At 63.2% G+C, this 16,133-nt stretch carries 17 protein-coding genes; 8 read left to right on the plus strand and 9 right to left on the minus strand.

Annotation, left to right across the window (positions count from 1 at the left end):
- Window positions 1–133: 133 nt before the first annotated feature.
- From A4R29_RS00360 to yihA, 3 genes are all read left to right on the plus strand, one after another.
- Window positions 134–448: a hypothetical protein gene (locus A4R29_RS00360; protein ID WP_024502096.1), complete on the plus strand. Its 315-nt coding sequence runs from the start codon at window positions 134–136 to the stop codon at window positions 446–448.
- 122 nt (window positions 449–570) lie between these two features.
- Complete coding sequence (locus tag A4R29_RS00365; RefSeq protein WP_027161114.1) at window positions 571–1,209, plus strand: CatB-related O-acetyltransferase; 639 nt, start codon at window positions 571–573, stop codon at window positions 1,207–1,209.
- Complete coding sequence (gene yihA / locus A4R29_RS00370; protein WP_063170937.1) at window positions 1,206–1,865, plus strand: ribosome biogenesis GTP-binding protein YihA/YsxC; 660 nt, start codon at window positions 1,206–1,208, stop codon at window positions 1,863–1,865. The genes A4R29_RS00365 and yihA overlap by 4 nt, the downstream gene beginning before the upstream one ends.
- A gap of 91 nt (window positions 1,866–1,956) precedes the next feature.
- Here the strand turns inward: yihA and A4R29_RS00375 are convergent, their stop codons facing one another.
- Window positions 1,957–2,691, minus strand: coding sequence for a TetR/AcrR family transcriptional regulator (locus tag A4R29_RS00375; RefSeq protein ID WP_013528496.1), 735 nt, complete (start codon window positions 2,689–2,691; stop codon window positions 1,957–1,959).
- 132 nt (window positions 2,692–2,823) lie between these two features.
- Between A4R29_RS00375 and A4R29_RS00380 the strand changes: the two genes are divergently transcribed.
- Window positions 2,824–4,023: an HlyD family secretion protein gene (locus A4R29_RS00380; protein ID WP_013528495.1), complete on the plus strand. Its 1,200-nt coding sequence runs from the start codon at window positions 2,824–2,826 to the stop codon at window positions 4,021–4,023.
- A gap of 22 nt (window positions 4,024–4,045) precedes the next feature.
- On the plus strand, window positions 4,046–5,638 hold the full coding sequence (locus tag A4R29_RS00385) for a DHA2 family efflux MFS transporter permease subunit (protein ID WP_063170938.1): 1,593 nt from the start codon (window positions 4,046–4,048) through the stop codon (window positions 5,636–5,638).
- Between the two features lie 173 nt (window positions 5,639–5,811).
- On the opposite strand, the gene msrB is transcribed toward A4R29_RS00385, so the two are convergent.
- The 4 genes from msrB to A4R29_RS00405 all read right to left on the minus strand — a co-directional run bounded on the left by msrB (window position 5,812) and on the right by A4R29_RS00405 (window position 8,571).
- Window positions 5,812–6,315, minus strand: a complete 504-nt coding sequence (gene msrB / locus A4R29_RS00390) for a peptide-methionine (R)-S-oxide reductase MsrB (protein ID WP_013528493.1) — start codon at window positions 6,313–6,315, stop codon at window positions 5,812–5,814.
- A 212-nt stretch (window positions 6,316–6,527) separates the two neighbouring features.
- Window positions 6,528–7,085: a fasciclin domain-containing protein gene (locus tag A4R29_RS00395; RefSeq protein ID WP_063173511.1), complete on the minus strand. Its 558-nt coding sequence runs from the start codon at window positions 7,083–7,085 to the stop codon at window positions 6,528–6,530.
- Window positions 7,086–7,306: 221 nt separating this feature from the next.
- A complete protein-coding gene (locus tag A4R29_RS00400) occupies window positions 7,307–8,035 on the minus strand; it encodes an anti-sigma factor (protein ID WP_082827267.1) in 729 nt (242 codons plus the stop codon).
- Window positions 8,032–8,571 (minus strand): sigma-70 family RNA polymerase sigma factor, encoded by a 540-nt coding sequence (locus A4R29_RS00405; RefSeq protein WP_013528490.1) that lies wholly within the window; start codon window positions 8,569–8,571, stop codon window positions 8,032–8,034. The genes A4R29_RS00400 and A4R29_RS00405 overlap by 4 nt, the downstream gene beginning before the upstream one ends.
- A 152-nt stretch (window positions 8,572–8,723) precedes the next feature.
- On the opposite strand from A4R29_RS00405, the gene A4R29_RS00410 reads away from it, so the two are divergent.
- Complete coding sequence (locus A4R29_RS00410) at window positions 8,724–10,223, plus strand: amidase (RefSeq protein WP_063170940.1); 1,500 nt, start codon at window positions 8,724–8,726, stop codon at window positions 10,221–10,223.
- Window positions 10,224–10,326: 103 nt separating this feature from the next.
- A complete protein-coding gene (argB, locus tag A4R29_RS00415; protein ID WP_013528489.1) occupies window positions 10,327–11,220 on the plus strand; it encodes an acetylglutamate kinase in 894 nt (297 codons plus the stop codon).
- Window positions 11,221–11,228: 8 nt separating this feature from the next.
- Here the strand turns inward: argB and bchE are convergent, their stop codons facing one another.
- Both bchE and A4R29_RS00425 read right to left on the minus strand, forming a co-directional pair.
- Window positions 11,229–12,797, minus strand: coding sequence for a magnesium-protoporphyrin IX monomethyl ester anaerobic oxidative cyclase (bchE, locus tag A4R29_RS00420; protein ID WP_063170941.1), 1,569 nt, complete (start codon window positions 12,795–12,797; stop codon window positions 11,229–11,231).
- Window positions 12,798–12,914: 117 nt separating this feature from the next.
- Window positions 12,915–13,391 carry an Lrp/AsnC family transcriptional regulator gene (locus A4R29_RS00425; protein ID WP_024502088.1) on the minus strand — a complete coding sequence of 159 codons (477 nt, stop codon included), beginning with the start codon at window positions 13,389–13,391 and terminating at the stop codon, window positions 12,915–12,917.
- A gap of 136 nt (window positions 13,392–13,527) precedes the next feature.
- On the opposite strand from A4R29_RS00425, the gene phhA reads away from it, so the two are divergent.
- Complete coding sequence (phhA, locus tag A4R29_RS00430) at window positions 13,528–14,364, plus strand: phenylalanine 4-monooxygenase (protein WP_063170942.1); 837 nt, start codon at window positions 13,528–13,530, stop codon at window positions 14,362–14,364.
- Between the two features lie 122 nt (window positions 14,365–14,486).
- Here the strand turns inward: phhA and A4R29_RS00435 are convergent, their stop codons facing one another.
- Together A4R29_RS00435 and A4R29_RS32510 are read right to left on the minus strand one after the other, a co-directional pair.
- The gene (locus A4R29_RS00435) at window positions 14,487–15,926 is read right to left on the minus strand and encodes a GMC oxidoreductase (RefSeq protein WP_063170943.1); all 1,440 of its coding nucleotides are present in this window, start codon (window positions 15,924–15,926) and stop codon (window positions 14,487–14,489) included.
- Complete coding sequence (locus A4R29_RS32510) at window positions 15,923–16,099, minus strand: hypothetical protein (protein WP_013528484.1); 177 nt, start codon at window positions 16,097–16,099, stop codon at window positions 15,923–15,925. Before A4R29_RS32510 ends, A4R29_RS00435 begins: the two co-directional genes overlap by 4 nt.
- Between the last annotated feature and the right edge of the window lie 34 nt (window positions 16,100–16,133).

The raw sequence follows: 16,133 nt of genomic DNA on the forward strand, positions 1-16,133 counted from the left end.
ATTATCATCATGCACATAATCTTGCTGGACGCGGTGCGCAAGACGGACTAAGCCCGCCTGGAAAAAATGACGCATGGGCTGCGACCCACCCAAAGGCTCAGGTAGCGGGCTGTTGCCGGGCAAGGATACGACGATGAATTGGCTGAAGATCGCGACCGTGGCGGCCATTGCGGGATGGCCGGGCATTGCGCTCGCAAAGGGCGCCGTCAGTTGCGGCGGCGCCGCCATGCTGGGTGGCGCGCAATTGAACTGCAGCCACGTCGAACCCCAGGCGCCGCCTCAGTTTTGCACTTATAGCTGGGCTCTCCACATGCCGGCCGGCGACCAGAAAATCGTCGAAGGCAGCTTCATGCTGCCGCCCGGCGCCACGAATGTCACCGTCTATCAGGGCAGCGGTTTCGACAGTGCGCTGTCCGATCCGATCGTGATTTGCCGCGGCAGCAAATGAGCAAGGCCGTCAAGGAAAGCTCGCTCGTCGCCCGATTGGTGCTATAGGGCGGATCACGCTATTTTGAACGGGCATTTGAGTTTCGGATGCACCTGGCGGCCATTTCTCTGACGGATTTCGACATGGACGGACCCAACCCAGACATCAAGCACCCGATCCCGATGCATACCCGCGTCGGCTTCCTCAAGGGACTGGTGAACGCGCCGAACATCGAGATCGGCGACTTCACCTATTATGACGACCCCGACGGGCCGGACAAATTCGCCGAGAAATGCGTCCTGCATCACTATCCGTTCATAGGCGACAAGCTGATCATCGGCAGGTTCTGCGCCATCGCCGAGGGCGCGCGCTTCATCATGAACGGCGCCAACCACGCCATGTCCGGCTTTTCGACCTATCCGTTCAATATTTTCGGCCATGGCTGGGAAAAGGGTTTTGATCCGGCGACCTGGTCGAAGGAGGTGCGCGGCGACACCATTGTCGGCAACGACGTCTGGATCGGCATGGAGGCGGTGATCCTGCCCGGGGTGGAAATCGGCCACGGCGCCATCGTCGCTGCGAAATCAGTGGTGACGCACGACGTGCCGCCCTATGCGATCGTCGCCGGCAACGCGGCCAAGGTGGTAAAGATGCGTTTCGACGACCGGACAATCAGGCGGCTGCTGGCGGTGGCGTGGTGGGACTGGCCGGTAGACAAGGTCAGCCGCAACCTCGATGCTATCCGGGGTGCCAATATTTCTCTTCTGGAGGCAGCAGCTTGAACGCTCTGAACAGCAGCATACTCGGCACCGAACTGTTTACGCGAGGGTGGATCTTCATCCGCGGCGTGCCGGCGATGAAGTTCCTGCCACCGGAAGGGCCGCCGGAAATCGCCTTTGCCGGCCGCTCGAATGTCGGCAAGTCGTCGCTGATCAATGCGCTGGTCAACCAGAAGGGGCTGGCGCGCACTTCCAACACGCCGGGGCGCACGCAGGAGCTCAACTATTTCGTGCCGGATGGATTTTCGGGCGAGGGCGCCGACCTGCCGCCCTTGGCGCTGGTCGACATGCCCGGCTACGGCTACGCCACCGCGCCGAAGGAGAAGGTCGACGAGTGGACCAAGCTGGTCTTCGATTACCTCAAGGGCCGGGTCACGCTGAAACGCGTCTATGTGCTGATCGACGCCCGTCATGGCATCAAGGCCAAGGACGACGAAGTGCTGTCGCTGCTTGACAAGGCGGCGGTGTCCTACCAGATCGTGCTGACCAAGACCGACAAGATCAAGACTGCCGGCGTGCCGAGGCTGATCGAGGAGACGCTGGCAAAGATCAAGAAGCGGCCGGCGGCGTTCCCGTTCGTGCTGGCCACCTCTTCTGAAAAGGCCGAGGGCCTTCAGGAATTGCAGGCAGCCATCGTGCTTGCCGCCAATGGCGGCTAAAGCATCCGCACCTTAGAGCAATTCTAGGAAAAGTGTGAAGCGGTTTTCCGTCCAGAATTGCGTCTAAACAAAGAGTTAGAGCATGGTCTGGCTAGGGCTTGGCCTCGATAGCAATCGTCTGATGGCCTTCTTCCGCCACAAGCCTTTCGGTGCCGTAGGCCTTCAGGAACATGCTGACGCCTGACCTGACGATGTGGTCGATCTCGTCCTGGGTCGGGGCCTTGGTGCGGTAGGCGAAGATGCACTGGCGGAACAGACCGGCCAGGCACAGTTCGGTGAACTGATAGGCGGCAAGATCGACATCGTCGATGCGCAGCAGGTCGCGCTCGATGGCGGCATTGAGAAAGGCCGCGACCTTGTCGTGGCCACGCTTGGGACCGCGCTCGTAAAAACGCGCGCCCATGTCGGGGATCCGGTCTGATGCCCCGATCACCGTGCGCTGCGCTTGGACGACCTTGGCCGACGTGATCTTGAGAGCCAGCACCTTGCCGAACTTCACCAGCGTCTCGCGCAGGTTGTCGGCGTTGTCCAGCACGTCATACATGTTCTTGAAGATGGTGCCGCGCTCTTCCTCGATCAGCGCCTCGAACAGCTCTTCCTTGTTGGCGAAGTAGACGTAGATCGTACCCTTGGAGACGCCGGCCTCGCGGGTGATGTCGTTCATCGAGGCGGCTTCGAAGCCCTTGTCGATGAAGACACGACGGGCGCCGTCGATGATCTGGCTGCGCTTGGCCGGATCCTGCCCCGCGGCCGGGCGGCCACGGCGCAAGCTTTCCAACAGGTCGTCACACGACTCGTTTTCGACATTGGGCGGGGTCTCGGCCATGAAAGTCACACCTCGAAAATAATTCGAACCAAGCGGTTCGATTGCCCTTGATATGGTCCTCTTTACGCGCTATGTCAACGGCCGGATCGAACCGAACGGTTCAGTATTATATTATAACTTTAGAGAGATGTCATGTCCTCGAACGCGCCGACCACTGCCGAAGTCCGTCCCTTCCCCAACGCCAAGGTTGCGCCGGCGACGGAAGCACCGGAAGTACCTGTCCAGCCCGTCTCGTCGCCGCCGGCAGAGGCTCCGGCCAGGAAGAAGCGTTCGGTGCGTTCCTTCCTGCTGCCGGTCATCGGTGTTGCCTTGCTGGGCGCCGGCGCCTGGTATGGGTACGACTACTGGACAACGGGCCGCTTCATGATCTCGACGGACGATGCCTATGTCCAGGCGGACATGGCGTTCATCTCGCCCAAGATTTCCGGCTATGTCGATCAGGTCAAGGTCAGCGAGAACCAGCTGGTCAAGGCCGGCGATCCGCTGCTCGTCGTCGATGACGGCGATTACAAGATTGCCGTCGCCCAGGCCGAGGCGCAGATCGCCACCTTGAGCAAGACGCTCGACCGTATCGACGCCCAGACCGACGCGGCCCGCGCCTCGCTGCAGCAGGCCCAGGCGCAGAAGGTCGCCGACCAGGCAGCGGCCGACAATGCAGCCAAGGTCGCGGCGCGCGCCTCCCAGCTGCTCAAGACCCATGTCGGCACGCAGGCGCAGCTGGACGACGCCCAGACCGCGGTCCAGCAGGCCGATGCCGCCCTTGTCGGCGCCGACGCACAGATCGCCGCCGCGCAAGCCAATATCGGCGTGCTGCAGGCGCAGCGCGCGGAATCGGCGAGCACGCTGGCGTCCCTGCAGCTCAGCCATGACAAGGCGCTGCGCGATCTTTCCTTCACCGTGCTCAAGGCGCCATATGACGGCATCGTCGGCAACCGCTCGGTCGAGCAGGGCGACCTTGTCAGCCCCGGCCAGAAGCTCGCCGTCATCGTGCCGATGGACAAGCTCTACATCGTCGCCAACTTCAAGGAGACACAACTTGCCCGGCTGGTTCCCGGCGAGAAGGTCAGGATCTCGGTCGATGCGACCGACGGCCAGGACTTCGAGGGAACCGTTTCGTCGCTGGCGCCGGCTTCGGGTGCCGTGTTCTCGCTGCTGCCGCCCGAAAACGCCACCGGCAACTTCACCAAGGTCGTGCAGCGCGTTCCGGTCCGCATCGATGTGCCGGCCGATGCGCTGAAGAGCGGTAAGCTGCGCGCCGGCCTGAGCGTCGTCGTCGCCGTCGACAGCCGCACCGCCCCATCCGGGTCGGCGTCAGTGGCAGCGTCGAATTGAGCGGCGGCCGGGGAGCAATGCCATGGCAACCGCAACCCTGACAGCAGGAGCGCCGCCGGCGAGGCCGGCTGTGCCTGACACCATTTCGACGCGGCGCGTCATCGCCTTCCTGGCGATGGTGTTCGGCATGTTCATGGCCATCCTCGACATCCAGATCGTCTCCGCCTCGCTGTCGGAGATCCAGGCCGGCCTGAGCGCCAGCTCCGACGAAATTCCGTGGGTGCAGACCGCCTACCTGATCGCCGAAGTGGTGATGATCCCGCTGTCCGGCTTTCTCAGCCGGATGCTGTCGACGCGCGTGCTGTTCACCATCTCGGCGGCAGGCTTCACCGCGGCCAGTGCGCTGGCGGCGACCGCCACCAACATCGACCAGATGATCGTCTACCGCGCCGTCCAGGGCTTCATCGGCGGCGGCATGATACCGAGCGTCTTTGCCGCTGCCTTCACCATCTTCCCGCCCTCGCGCCGCGCCGTCGTCTCGCCGATGATCGGCCTCGTGGCGACGCTGGCGCCGACCATCGGCCCGACCGTCGGTGGCTATATCAGCCATGCCATGTCATGGCATTGGCTGTTCCTGGTCAATGTCGTGCCCGGCATCCTGGTGACAACGGCGGCCTGGACGCTGATCGACTTCGACAAGCCTAACCTCAAGCTGTTCAGCAAGTTCGATTGGTGGGGCCTCGCCGGCATGGCGGCCTTCCTGGGCTGCATGGAATATGTGCTCGAGGAAGGCCCCAACAATGACTGGCTGCAGGACCAGGGCGTCTTCATCTGCGCCGTCGTCATGACCGTCGGCGCGGTGCTGTTCTTCTGGCGCGTATTCACCGCCGAGGAGCCGATCGTCGACCTGAAGGCCTTCACCAACATCAACTTCGCCTTCGGCTCGCTGTTCTCGTTCGTCATCGGCATCGGTCTCTACGGCCTGACCTATCTCTACCCGGTGTTCCTCGGGCGCATCCGCGGCTACGATTCGATGATGATCGGCGAGGCTTTGTTCGTCAGCGGCCTGGCGATGTTCTTCACCGCGCCGATCTCGGGCATCCTGTCGAACAAGATGGACCCGCGCCTGATGATGATGATCGGCTTCTTCGGCTTCGCCACCGGCACCTGGTGGATGACGCATCTGACCGCCGACTGGGATTTCTATGAGCTGCTCATCCCGCAGATCCTGCGCGGCTGTTCGATGATGCTGTGCATGGTTCCGATCAACAACATCGCGCTCGGCACCTTGCCGCCCGAGCGGCTGAAGAATGCGTCAGGCCTGTTCAATCTCACCCGCAACCTTGGTGGTGCCGTCGGCCTTGCGCTGATCAACACCGTGCTGATCGACCGCAACGCCTTCCACTACGCAAGGCTCTCCGAGCATGTGCAATGGGGCAGTGAAGCCGCGCAGACCAAGCTGCAGAACATGACCCGCAATTTCGAGCAGACCCCCGGCCTCGACGCCACAAGCGCTGCGATCTCCAAGTTGTCTGGCATGGTCCAGCAGCAGGCGGCGCTGTTGTCCTTCATGGACGTGTTCTTCATGCTGACGGTGCTGTTTGCGACGCTTGGCCTGTTCACCATGCTGATCCGCAAGCCGGCCGCACCGGGCGGCGGTGGTGGGGGGCACTGATACGGAGCAATTCCAGGAAAAGTGCGCAGCGCTTTCCCTTGGAGATTGCGACAAGACAAGGATACGTGGGCAGCGGTTTCGGGAAGCTCCTCCAGTCCACGCCCGAAAAGCTCTGACCGCGTAAAAAACTCCGGGCCGCAAGCCCGGAGTTTTTTGCATTCGAGTCTATGGACTCAGGCCGTGGCCGGTTTGAAGGTCAGCGCGACGCCGTTGATGCAGTGGCGCAGGCCGGTCGGCGCCGGACCGTCGTCGAAGACATGGCCGAGATGGCCGCCGCAGCGGCGGCAATGTGCCTCGGTACGCGTCATGCCGAGCGACCTGTCCACGGTCGTGCCGATCGCCTTGGGGATCTCTTGCCAGAAGCTCGGCCATCCGGTGCCGGAATCGAATTTCGTCTCCGACGAATAGACCGGCAGGTCGCAGCCGGCACAGGCGAAAATGCCCTTGCGGTGTTCGTTGAGCAGCGGGCTGGTGCCGGGGTACTCCGTGCCTTCCTTGCGCAGCACGTCGAAGGCGGCCGGCGACAGGATGGCTTTCCACTCGGCGTCGGTCTTGACGACCTCGAAGCTCTCGGCCGCTTGTGCTGCCTGCGGATCGCCCATGCGCAGCATCGTTGCCGCGGCCCCGATCACGCCGATGGCGGCGGCACCGCTCAAAAGAAAGTCGCGACGGTTCATGACCAGTTCCTCCTGATGTCCTTTTGCCAAACTACACCGCCGCGCGGAAATCAAAAGCCGGTGACGGTAGCCCCTCGAACGAACACTCCGCGCCCTCCCACATCCGAATGCAGGCGGGCGCGAAGTGCACGGGCCAATTGCGGATCACGGGAGCGGGATCGTGCAATCGACGGAGGGTCCTTGCCGTCAGTTCGCCGGCAGCAAGCCCCTTGTTACATCTTGGGCAAAAGAACGTTGTCGATGACGTGGATGACGCCATTGGACTGTTCGACATCGGCGATGGTCACATTGGCGACATTGCCGTTCTCGTCGGTGACCGTGATCTTGCCGCCGTCGGCCTTGAGCGACAATTCGCAGCCGCCGACCGTCTTGACCTTGTGGGTGCCGCCGTCAGCCTTGGCCATCGCGGCGACATCTGCTCCCATCGCCTTGGCGCCGATGACATGGCAGGTCAGGATCTTGGTGAGCTTGTCCTTGTTTTCGGGCTTGAGCAGCGTCTCGACCGTACCGGCCGGAAGGGCTGCGAAGGCTTCGTTGGTTGGCGCGAACACGGTGAACGGACCGGCGCCCTGCAGCGTCTCGACAAGCCCGGCGGCCTTCACGGCGGCGACCAGCGTGGTGTGATCCTTCGAGTTCACGGCGTTCTCGACGATGTTCTTGTTGGCATACATGGCGGCGCCGCCAACCATCGGGTTTTCGGCATAGGCGGCGGTGGCAAGGGCCGAAACGGCGATCGTACCGGCGAGCAAAAGGGTGGCGTATCTACGCATGATGTCGAACTCCTCGGGTTTTTCTCTTCCCATTTTTGGGGACGCGAGGAGATACGGAACAAACTCGCCCGAGTTTCAGAAATATTGTGATTTTTGATTTTATCCATGGCGCAGAGGGATTTCCCGAGCCATCGGCCGCCTGCCGACATGCTGTCTATGGGCATGTTCAGCGAAGGATAGACTTATGATAGTCTGTTGTGATTTTTCAGGTGAAGAGCCGGTCAGATGCTCTTCAGGTCGCCAGCGGCGACCACCGGTCCGGTCGGCTGTCCGGTCGGCGAACCGCCCGACGGCTCGAGGCTGACGGCAAGCACCGCGCCCTGGGCAAGTTTCTGATGGGCCGCCGGCGAGACGATAATATGCGCCGTTGCACCTGCCGGAATGACGCCCATCGAGACCGGCCGGTTCTTGCCCTCGATCATCCACAGCTCGAAGTCCTTGCCGGAAGCACGCTCACCGGAGACATGCGACAGGCCGACTTCGTGATGCGCGGCGTCGTAGACGGCAAGATATTTGACGTCGCTGCCTTCGGCGGCCAGCGAAGCGACGAGTCGCGCCTGCGGCTGCTCGACCGGTGGGTTGAGAATGGGCACGGCGATGTAAATCGCCAGTGCCGCAACCGCGGCTGCGGCAAGGCCGCGCCAGAAGGCCAGGCTGGACCACAGGCCGCCGCGCACTTCGGCGGGCCTGCTCACCGCGGCAGCGGTAGCGAACAGGCGGCGGTCGACCGCGGTCTTCACCGAAACCGGCGGCTCGACTTCCCGATAGGCGGCGGCAAGCGGTGAGAGACTGACCTCCCAGTCCTCGACAAGACGGGCGAAAACCGTATCCGCATCGATGCGGCGAGAGACGATCTGGCGTTCGTCGGCATCGAGCACGCCGAGAACGTACTCGGCGGCGAGCAGGTCGTCGCCTCCACGTTCCGGTCCTGTGTCTTCTGCCAGCGTCATCTTTCCAGGCATTCTCTGAGTTTCAACAGGCTGCGGCGCAGCCATGTACGCATCGTGTTCAGCGGCACGCCATGGCGCTCCGCCAGTTCGGCATAGCTCTCGCCCTTGAGATAGGCGCCCCGGACGGCTGCTGCCCGGTCCTTCTCCAGCTCATCGAGACAATGGTGGATACGTTCGGATTCGTCGCCCGCCACCGCCATCGCTTCAGGCCCCGGCGCCGGATCGGCCACGTCGAGCGCGGCATCGATGTCGGCGGCGGGTTTGCGCCGCGCTCTGATGCGATCGATCGCATGATTGCGCGCGATTGCCACCAGCCAGGAGATCGGGCTTAGATCGGAAACAGCAAAACGGTCGGCCTTCGTCCATATCTTGACGAAGACTTCCTGCAGCGCTTCTTCCGCGTCTCCCCGGTCGTTCAATACACGAAGACAGACGCCAAAAAGTTTCGCGCTGGTCTGCCGGTAAAGCAGATCGAACGCGGCCCGATCCTTCATCGAAGTCCGAACGATCAGCTTGGTGATGTCCTGCGGCGTCATTGCAGGCAAATTAGGCGATTGCCATGTATTTGCAACGACGGAAATAACCTTGTGCACGCCTAAGCTTTTGTGTGTCGCCGGCCCGGATCCGTCGATCGATTGCCAATGGAATTGCCACTGGCTAGCTTGCCTTCATTGATGGGGGAGCGCGCATGTCGGTCGAACGGATCCTTTGGGAAGAAGATGCCACCGGCCTCGCCAATCTGGTCCGCAAGGGCGAGGTTTCGGCCGTCGAACTGACCGACGCCGCGATTGCCCGCGCCGAGGCCACCCGTCCCGACATCAATGCCACGGCCGAACCGCTCTACGATGCTGCCCGCGCCCGCGCCAAGACCGTCGACCCCTCGCTGCCGCTGGCTGGTGTTCCCTTCGCCATCAAGGATCTTGGCATCGCCATCAAGGGCGTGCCGACGCATGGCGGCAGCCGCATTCCGGCATGGCTGGCCGACGTCAATTCGGCGCTGACCGACCGCTATCTCGCTGCCGGACTTATCCCGATCGTCACCTCGACATCGCCGGAGCACGGGCTTCGATTGATGACCGAATCAAGGGCCTTTGGCATCACCCGCAATCCGTGGAACACCGGCCATACCAGCGGCGGCTCTTCGGGCGGTTCGGCAGCACTGGTCGCAGCCGGCGTCGTGCCGGTGGCGCATGCCTCCGATGGCGGTGGCTCGATCCGTGTGCCTGCCGCCTGCACCGGACTTGTCGGCCTGAAGACGTCGCGCGGCCGTACACCGCTGACGCCCCTGGTGAGCGAAAGCTGGTACGGCATGGTCGTCGACCATGCGCTCACCCGTTCGGTGCGCGATTGCGCGCTGCTGCTCGACCTGACCCACGGGCCCGATCCTCTGTCGCCCTATGCCGCGCCGCGGCCGAAAGGCACGTTCGCGGCTGCCGCCGCGCGCGATCCCGGCAAGCTCAGTCTGGCCGTGTACCGCAAATCGCCGCTTGGCCTGCCGATCTCGGACGAGACGCTCAAGGCGCTCGACACGGCGGTGGCGCTTGCCCGCGAGGGCGGCCACACGGTCGAGGAGATCGACTTGCCCTTTATCGGCCGCGATTTCTTCGCCGATTTCTGCAGGACGGTTGCCTCCGCCGTCGCTGGCACGATGCGGGCCGAAGCGCTGCGCGTCGGCCGTTCCGTTGCCGGCGACATCGAGCGGGCCACGCGCGTGCTCGCCCGCTTCGGCGAACTGGTGTCGGCCGGCGAGACCTATGCCGACCTGCAGCGGCTGCATGCCGCCTCACGGCGGCTGATCGCAGAGACCGCGCAGTATGACGCCGTGCTGATGCCGATCATTGCCCACCCGCCGCTTGCCTGCGGCGCAATGGATCCGAAAGGCGCCGACGACCTCATCGAGAACCTGCTCGACAAGCTTCACCTGACGCCCTTGCTGAAGCTGAAGCCGTTCTTCGGCCAGTTGATGGACAAGAGCCTCTGGTTCACCCATTGGCCGGCGATCCAGAATGTCAGCGGCCAGCCATCGATCGCCCTGCCGGTCCATGTCACCGACGCCGGCCTGCCGATCGGCGTCCAGGCTGCCGGCCGTCCGGGCGACGAGGAGACGCTTTTGTCGCTCGCCGCGCAGATGGAGAAGATCTCGGGTTGGCCGGGTCGCAGGGCGCCGCTGATGGTGCCGACACGATGACGAGGTCGTGAAGCGCTCGAATATGACAGCAAAGCCATTTGCGGGCGGCGCCAATTCCCGCTAAGACGCCGCCGTCCTTACCGATCTCCAGGGAAAAAAGCCGATGACGGAAATAACCGCCACCGCCGAAATGCAGGCAGCCCTGTTGTCGCGGGCGCTGCCCTACATGCAGCGCTACGAGCACAAGACGGTCGTGGTGAAATATGGCGGCCATGCCATGGGCGACATCGAGCTCGGCAAGGCCTTCGCGCGCGACATCGCGCTGCTCAAGCAATCCGGCGTCAACCCGATCGTCGTCCACGGCGGCGGCCCGCAGATCGGCGCCATGCTGGCCAAGATGGGCATCGAATCCAAGTTCGAAGGCGGCCTGCGCGTCACCGACCAGAAGACGGTCGAGATCGTCGAAATGGTGCTGGCCGGTTCGATCAACAAGGAGATCGTCGCTCTGATCAACGCCGAGGGCGAATGGGCGATCGGCCTGTGCGGCAAGGACGGCAACATGGTGTTCGCCGAAAAGGCCCGCAAGACCATGATCGATCCGGACTCCAACATCGAGCGCGTGCTCGATCTCGGCTTCGTCGGCGAGCCGGTCGAGGTCGACCGTACCTTGCTCGATCTTCTGGCACGCTCCGAAATGATCCCGGTGCTGGCGCCGGTGGCGCCGGGACGCGACGGCCACACCTACAACATCAACGCCGACACCTTCGCCGGCGCCATTGCCGGCGCCTGCCAGGCGACGCGCCTGCTGTTCCTCACCGACGTGCCGGGTGTGCTCGACAAGAACAAGAAGCTGATCGACGAACTGACCGTGGCCGAGGCCAAGGCGCTGATCAAGGACGGCACGGTCTCGGGCGGCATGATCCCCAAGGTCGAGACCTGCATCGAAGCGATCGAGCGCGGCGTCGAAGGCGTCGTCATCCTCAACGGCAAGACCCCGCATGCGGTGCTGCTGGAACTGTTCACCGAACATGGCGCCGGCACGCTGATCGTGCCCTGAGGGGCTCGTCAGCCGGCTAACTTTCTCGCCTCGGAATCTTCAATATTGTCGATAGTGGGAATGGCGGGCTTTCTGGCCGGGCGTCGAACGGACATCGATTCCTCCTCGGCGTCCTGCGGCGCGCCCCAGAATTCGGCCAGCGTCGGGCCGTCTTTCACCCTGATGTCGCGGACCAGAAAGCCCCAGACCTCGCGGAACCACACGCGGCGGCCCATCTGTGTGTACCAGCGCATCGAATGGCGCTGCTCGGGATCCTTGTGGAACAGGATGCGGGCCAGCGCCTTCGGCCGTGATTGCACCGCCAGCTCGATCAGCTTGACGCTGAAGAACAGCATCCACGGCCTCAGCCGCGTCATCTGCAGCACCTGGTGCTTGTAGTCCCACAGGCGCGCATCCTGCTGGATCACCTTGCGATCCCGCGCGATGCGGAAGAACGGCGTCCAGCGATGCGGCGTCACATAAAGCGCCTGGATCTGGTCGGGGTCGTAGGCGATGAGTTGGCGAAAGCCGCGCCACAGGTCGCGAAATCCTTCGTCCTCGAAGCCGGACACCCAGGTCGCCATAGACAGGATGCCGCTGAGACGCAGCAGCCTTATCGCCTCGCGATCGGATGAGGTGCTGCCGCCCTTGCGGATCAATTGAAGCGTCTGCTCGTCGGTGTTTTCCATGCCGAGCAGCCAGCGGATGACACCGGCCTTGCGGTAGAGATGCAGGATGTCGGCATCGCGCACTATGTCGTCGGCACGGGTCGAACCGACGATCAGCACCGGCACGTTCTCGGCGATCAGGGCATCGAGGAAGGCCCGCCAGGCTTTCTTCGAGACCGTCGGATTCTCGTCGGCGAGATTGATGAGCTCGACGCCATGTTGGCGATGCAGCCATGCGATCTCCCTGGCGAATTTCACCGGATCGCGATGCCGCCAGCGGGTCCAGAAGCCGCGCTGGCCGCAATAGTTGCACAGATGCGGACAGCCGCGCGAAAACTGCATGACCACGGCCCGCTTGCCGCCCCAGTAGCTGTAACTGGTATGGTCGATCAGTTCCCAGCCGACGCGGTAGGCGTCGAGGTCGGCAATGGTCATGGCCGCCTGTGTGGCGAAGGGGCGGCTGAGATCGTCGCGATAGGCGATGCCGGCCACGCTCGCCGGCGGCTGGCGCATTTCCAGCCCTTCGACCAGCGCCACCACCGTCGCTTCGCCCTCGCCGCGCACGATGAAGTCGAAGGCATCGGTAGCGGCCAGGATGTCGCGCCAATGATAGGTCGGGAAAACGCCGCCATAGATGATGATGGTCGCCGGCTCGCGCTCCTTGATCATGCGCGCGATCGCCAAGGCGGTCGGGTGCGCCGAGGTCGAGCCGGAATGGCCGATCAGGACGAAGTCGGGGTGGTCCTCCAGTGCGCTGCGCACGACGTCATCGAGCGGCATCGGCCCGAACTCGGCGTCGACGAGGCGCACCTGATGGCCGGCATCGATCAGCGGCCCGCCGATCGCCAGCAGGCCGAGCGGCGGCAGGTGATCGTCGGGCACGCGGCTGCCGATGGCGGTGTGCGGCGGATTGATCAGGACGATTTTCATGGCGGACCTCCTGGGCAGTTGGTCCGCACAAGCTGGCCGGCGATGTGGACACGCGCTTGGCCCGTTTCAGCAGTTTGCGTGCAGCTTTTCCTCAAGGAGTGCGAAGGGCAGGCATTGTCATCGCCTGAGATGCCCGAGCGGCACATGGCCCGGGCCCTTGATGTTCTGCAGCACCAACTGCGTGTGGACGTCGCGCACGCCGTCGAGCCGCATCAGCCGGTGCATGACGAAAGCGTTGAGCTCGTCGACCGACGGCACCATGACATGCAGCAGAAAGTCATGGTCGCCGGTCATCGTCCAGCACGAGGAAACCTCGTCCATGCGCTGCACGGCGGCGATGAAGCTTTCGGGCGAGCCGTCGCTGTGGCTGACGAGGCGCACCTGGATGAACACCTCGACCATCAGCCCGACAGCGCGGCGGCTGATCACGGCGGCAAATCCCTTGATGATGCCGGCCTCCTGCAGCGCCTCGAAGCGCCGCGCGCATGGTGTCGTCGACAGGCCGATCTCTTGCGCCAGCTCTGAAACCGGTTTGCGCCCGTCGCGCTGCAGGACATCGAGCATCTTGATCTCGAAATCATCGAATCGAGGCATTTTCACTCCTTCCTGGGAATTTCTGAGTGAATATTATCCCGATTTCCGAATTCGAACCATCATCAAAACCGATTCGCCTCCGCAAATCCGCTTAACGTTCAGCACGTCAGCGATTTGCTTTGCGAGGAGAAAAACCATGACGACGATGAGCGTTGCCGAATACGCCCGCGACTGCGCGGCGCAAGGATTGCGCGGCGACTACTCGGTCTGCCGTGCCGATTTCACCGTGTCGCAGGGTCACGATTACAGCGATGAAGAGCAGGCGGTGTGGCGCACGCTGTGCGACCGCCAGACCAGGCTGACGCGCAAGCTCGCCCACCATTCCTACCTCGACGGCGTCGAAAAACTCGGCCTGCTCGACCGTATTCCCGACTTCGACGAGGTCAGCGCCAAGCTGCGCAAACTGACCGGTTGGCAGATCGTCGCGGTGCCGGGGCTCATTCCCGCGGCTCCGTTTTTCGACCATCTCGCCGATCGCCGCTTCCCGGTCACCAACTGGCTGCGGACCAGGCAGGAGCTCGACTACATTGTCGAGCCCGACATGTTCCATGATTTCTTCGGCCATGTGCCGGCGCTGTCGCAACCGGTGTTCGCCGATTTCATGCAGATGTATGGCGAGAAGGCCGGCGACATCATCGCGCTGGGTGGCGACGAGATGATTTCCCGGCTCTACTGGTACACGGCCGAATATGGCCTGATGCAGGAGGCCGGCCAGCCGCTGAAGGCCTTTGGCGCCGGCCTTATGTCGTCGTTTACCGAGCTGCAGTTCGCGGTCGAAGGCAAGGACGCCCACCACGTGCCCTTCGACCTGGAAACGGTGATGCGCACCGGCTACGAGATCGACAAGTTCCAGCGCGCCTATTTCGTGCTGCCGTCCTTCGACGCCTTGCGCGATGCCTTCCAGACCGCCGATTTCGCGGCAATCGTCGCCCGGCGCAAGGACCAGCCGGCGCTCGACCCGGCGACGCTTTAGAGCAATTCCAGGAAAAGTGTGAAACGGTTTTCCGTCCGGAATTGCGTCAAACAAAGAGTTAGAGCGGATCGCCGTTCCGTGAAACGGTGAACTGCCCTAGGCAGCATGCTGCCCTGCAGCCGTCAGGCGGTGACCACCTTGCTGAGATGGTCGCCCAGCCGGCAGGCCAGCGCGGTGATCGTCGTCGTCGGGTTGCATTGACCCGACGTGCAGAACACCGAGGAGCCGCCGACATAGAGATTGTCCATGCCGTGCACCTTGCAGTTGGCGTCGACCACGCTCTTGCTGATGTCGGTGCCCATGCGCGTGCCGCCCATATGGTGATGGCCCGCCGTCTCGTCGTTGGTCGGATAGTCCTGACCATTGCTGATCCAGTCGGCAATGCGCACGCGGCCGAGATTCTTCTCGATCAGCGTTGCGCCGAACAGTCTGAGCCCTTCGAGAAGGGTGCGATGTTCCAGTTCGGATTTCTTCCAGTGCAGTTCGATGCGCGGCACGCCGGCATGGTCGACATCGGTCTTCGACAACTCGATCTGGTTGGAGGCCAGCGGCGCCTGTTCCCAGGCGACGTAGAGCTGGGCCGCGCAGCGCAGTCTCTGACTGAGCTGGTAGGACATCCATTCCGCCATGCTGGGCGCCGTGCAGGCGAGGTCGGCGATAAGGCTCTTGACCCCGGGATACGGCGTCTCGATCAGCCGGATGCCGAAATTCATGATCTGCAGCCGCTCCATGGCGGCGAGTGTCGGCGAGAAGAAGGCCTCGTTGACGGCGTCGACCTCGAACGCGTTATAGTCGGCCAGGATGGCGTTGCCACCCTCGAAGGTCGGATGCTCCATCCAGTAGCGGCCAAGCGCAGTTGCATTCGGCACGACGCCGCCGTTCGAGCGCTGGTTGGACCACAGAAGCAGCCGCGAATTCTCCAGCCCACCGGTGCAGACGATGAAATAGTCAGCGCTGAAGGAGCCGGCATCCTGCCCGTTCGACCACAGCCTGGCGCCAGTCACGCGTCTGCCGTCGCCGGCAAGTTCGGTGGCACAAGTGTTGAGCACCACCGCGATGTTCGTGGCCTTGTCGAGTTCATCGCCGAACTTTTCGGCGAAGCGCACGGCCGGGCTCTTGATCAGCTGCACCCAGCGAATGTCGTCCGAGATCGGCATATCGGGCCGGAGGGCCGGAAGGTCGAGAATATCGCGCACTTCCGGCAGATAGGGTTCGATGTCGGTGCGGGCGATCGGCCAGCCCGTATCGGGTACCCAGGCCTTCGGCTCGAAATCCTGCTTGTCGAGCACGCGGCACCAGCCTGCCCAGTGGTTGGAACTGCCCCCCATGAACCGCAGCCGGGTGATGTCGAGATCGAAATAGAAATCCCCGACCGTGCTGCCCCGGTAAAAGTCCTGCGAGTCGTCCCTGAATTCGCGCGGACCGGCCTCCATCACCACCACCGGAATGCCGGCCGCGCCAAGCTTGCGGGCAATGGTCATGCCGGCCGGACCGGAGCCGAGGATGCAGACCTTCGGGGTGAAGTTCGCAGCGCGATACGCCTCGTAGCTGTCGAAGATCATGCCAGGTCGCTCCGCTTCAGGATCCAGCCACCGACCTCGACGATCTCGTTCGGGTCGGGCTTTGGACCGGCGGCATCGGCATCAGGCAGCTTGCGGAACAAAGACAGGGCAGGCAATGCGATCAACGCCTGCACGAGCGCGCGGCGTGACATTTTCTTGATGATGAAACTCATGGCTGGTCTCTCGGCTGGGCTTCGGCACTGCATG

It is taken from the genome of Mesorhizobium ciceri biovar biserrulae, from assembly GCF_001618845.1.
In the GTDB taxonomy this organism is placed as follows: domain Bacteria; phylum Pseudomonadota; class Alphaproteobacteria; order Rhizobiales; family Rhizobiaceae; genus Mesorhizobium; species Mesorhizobium ciceri.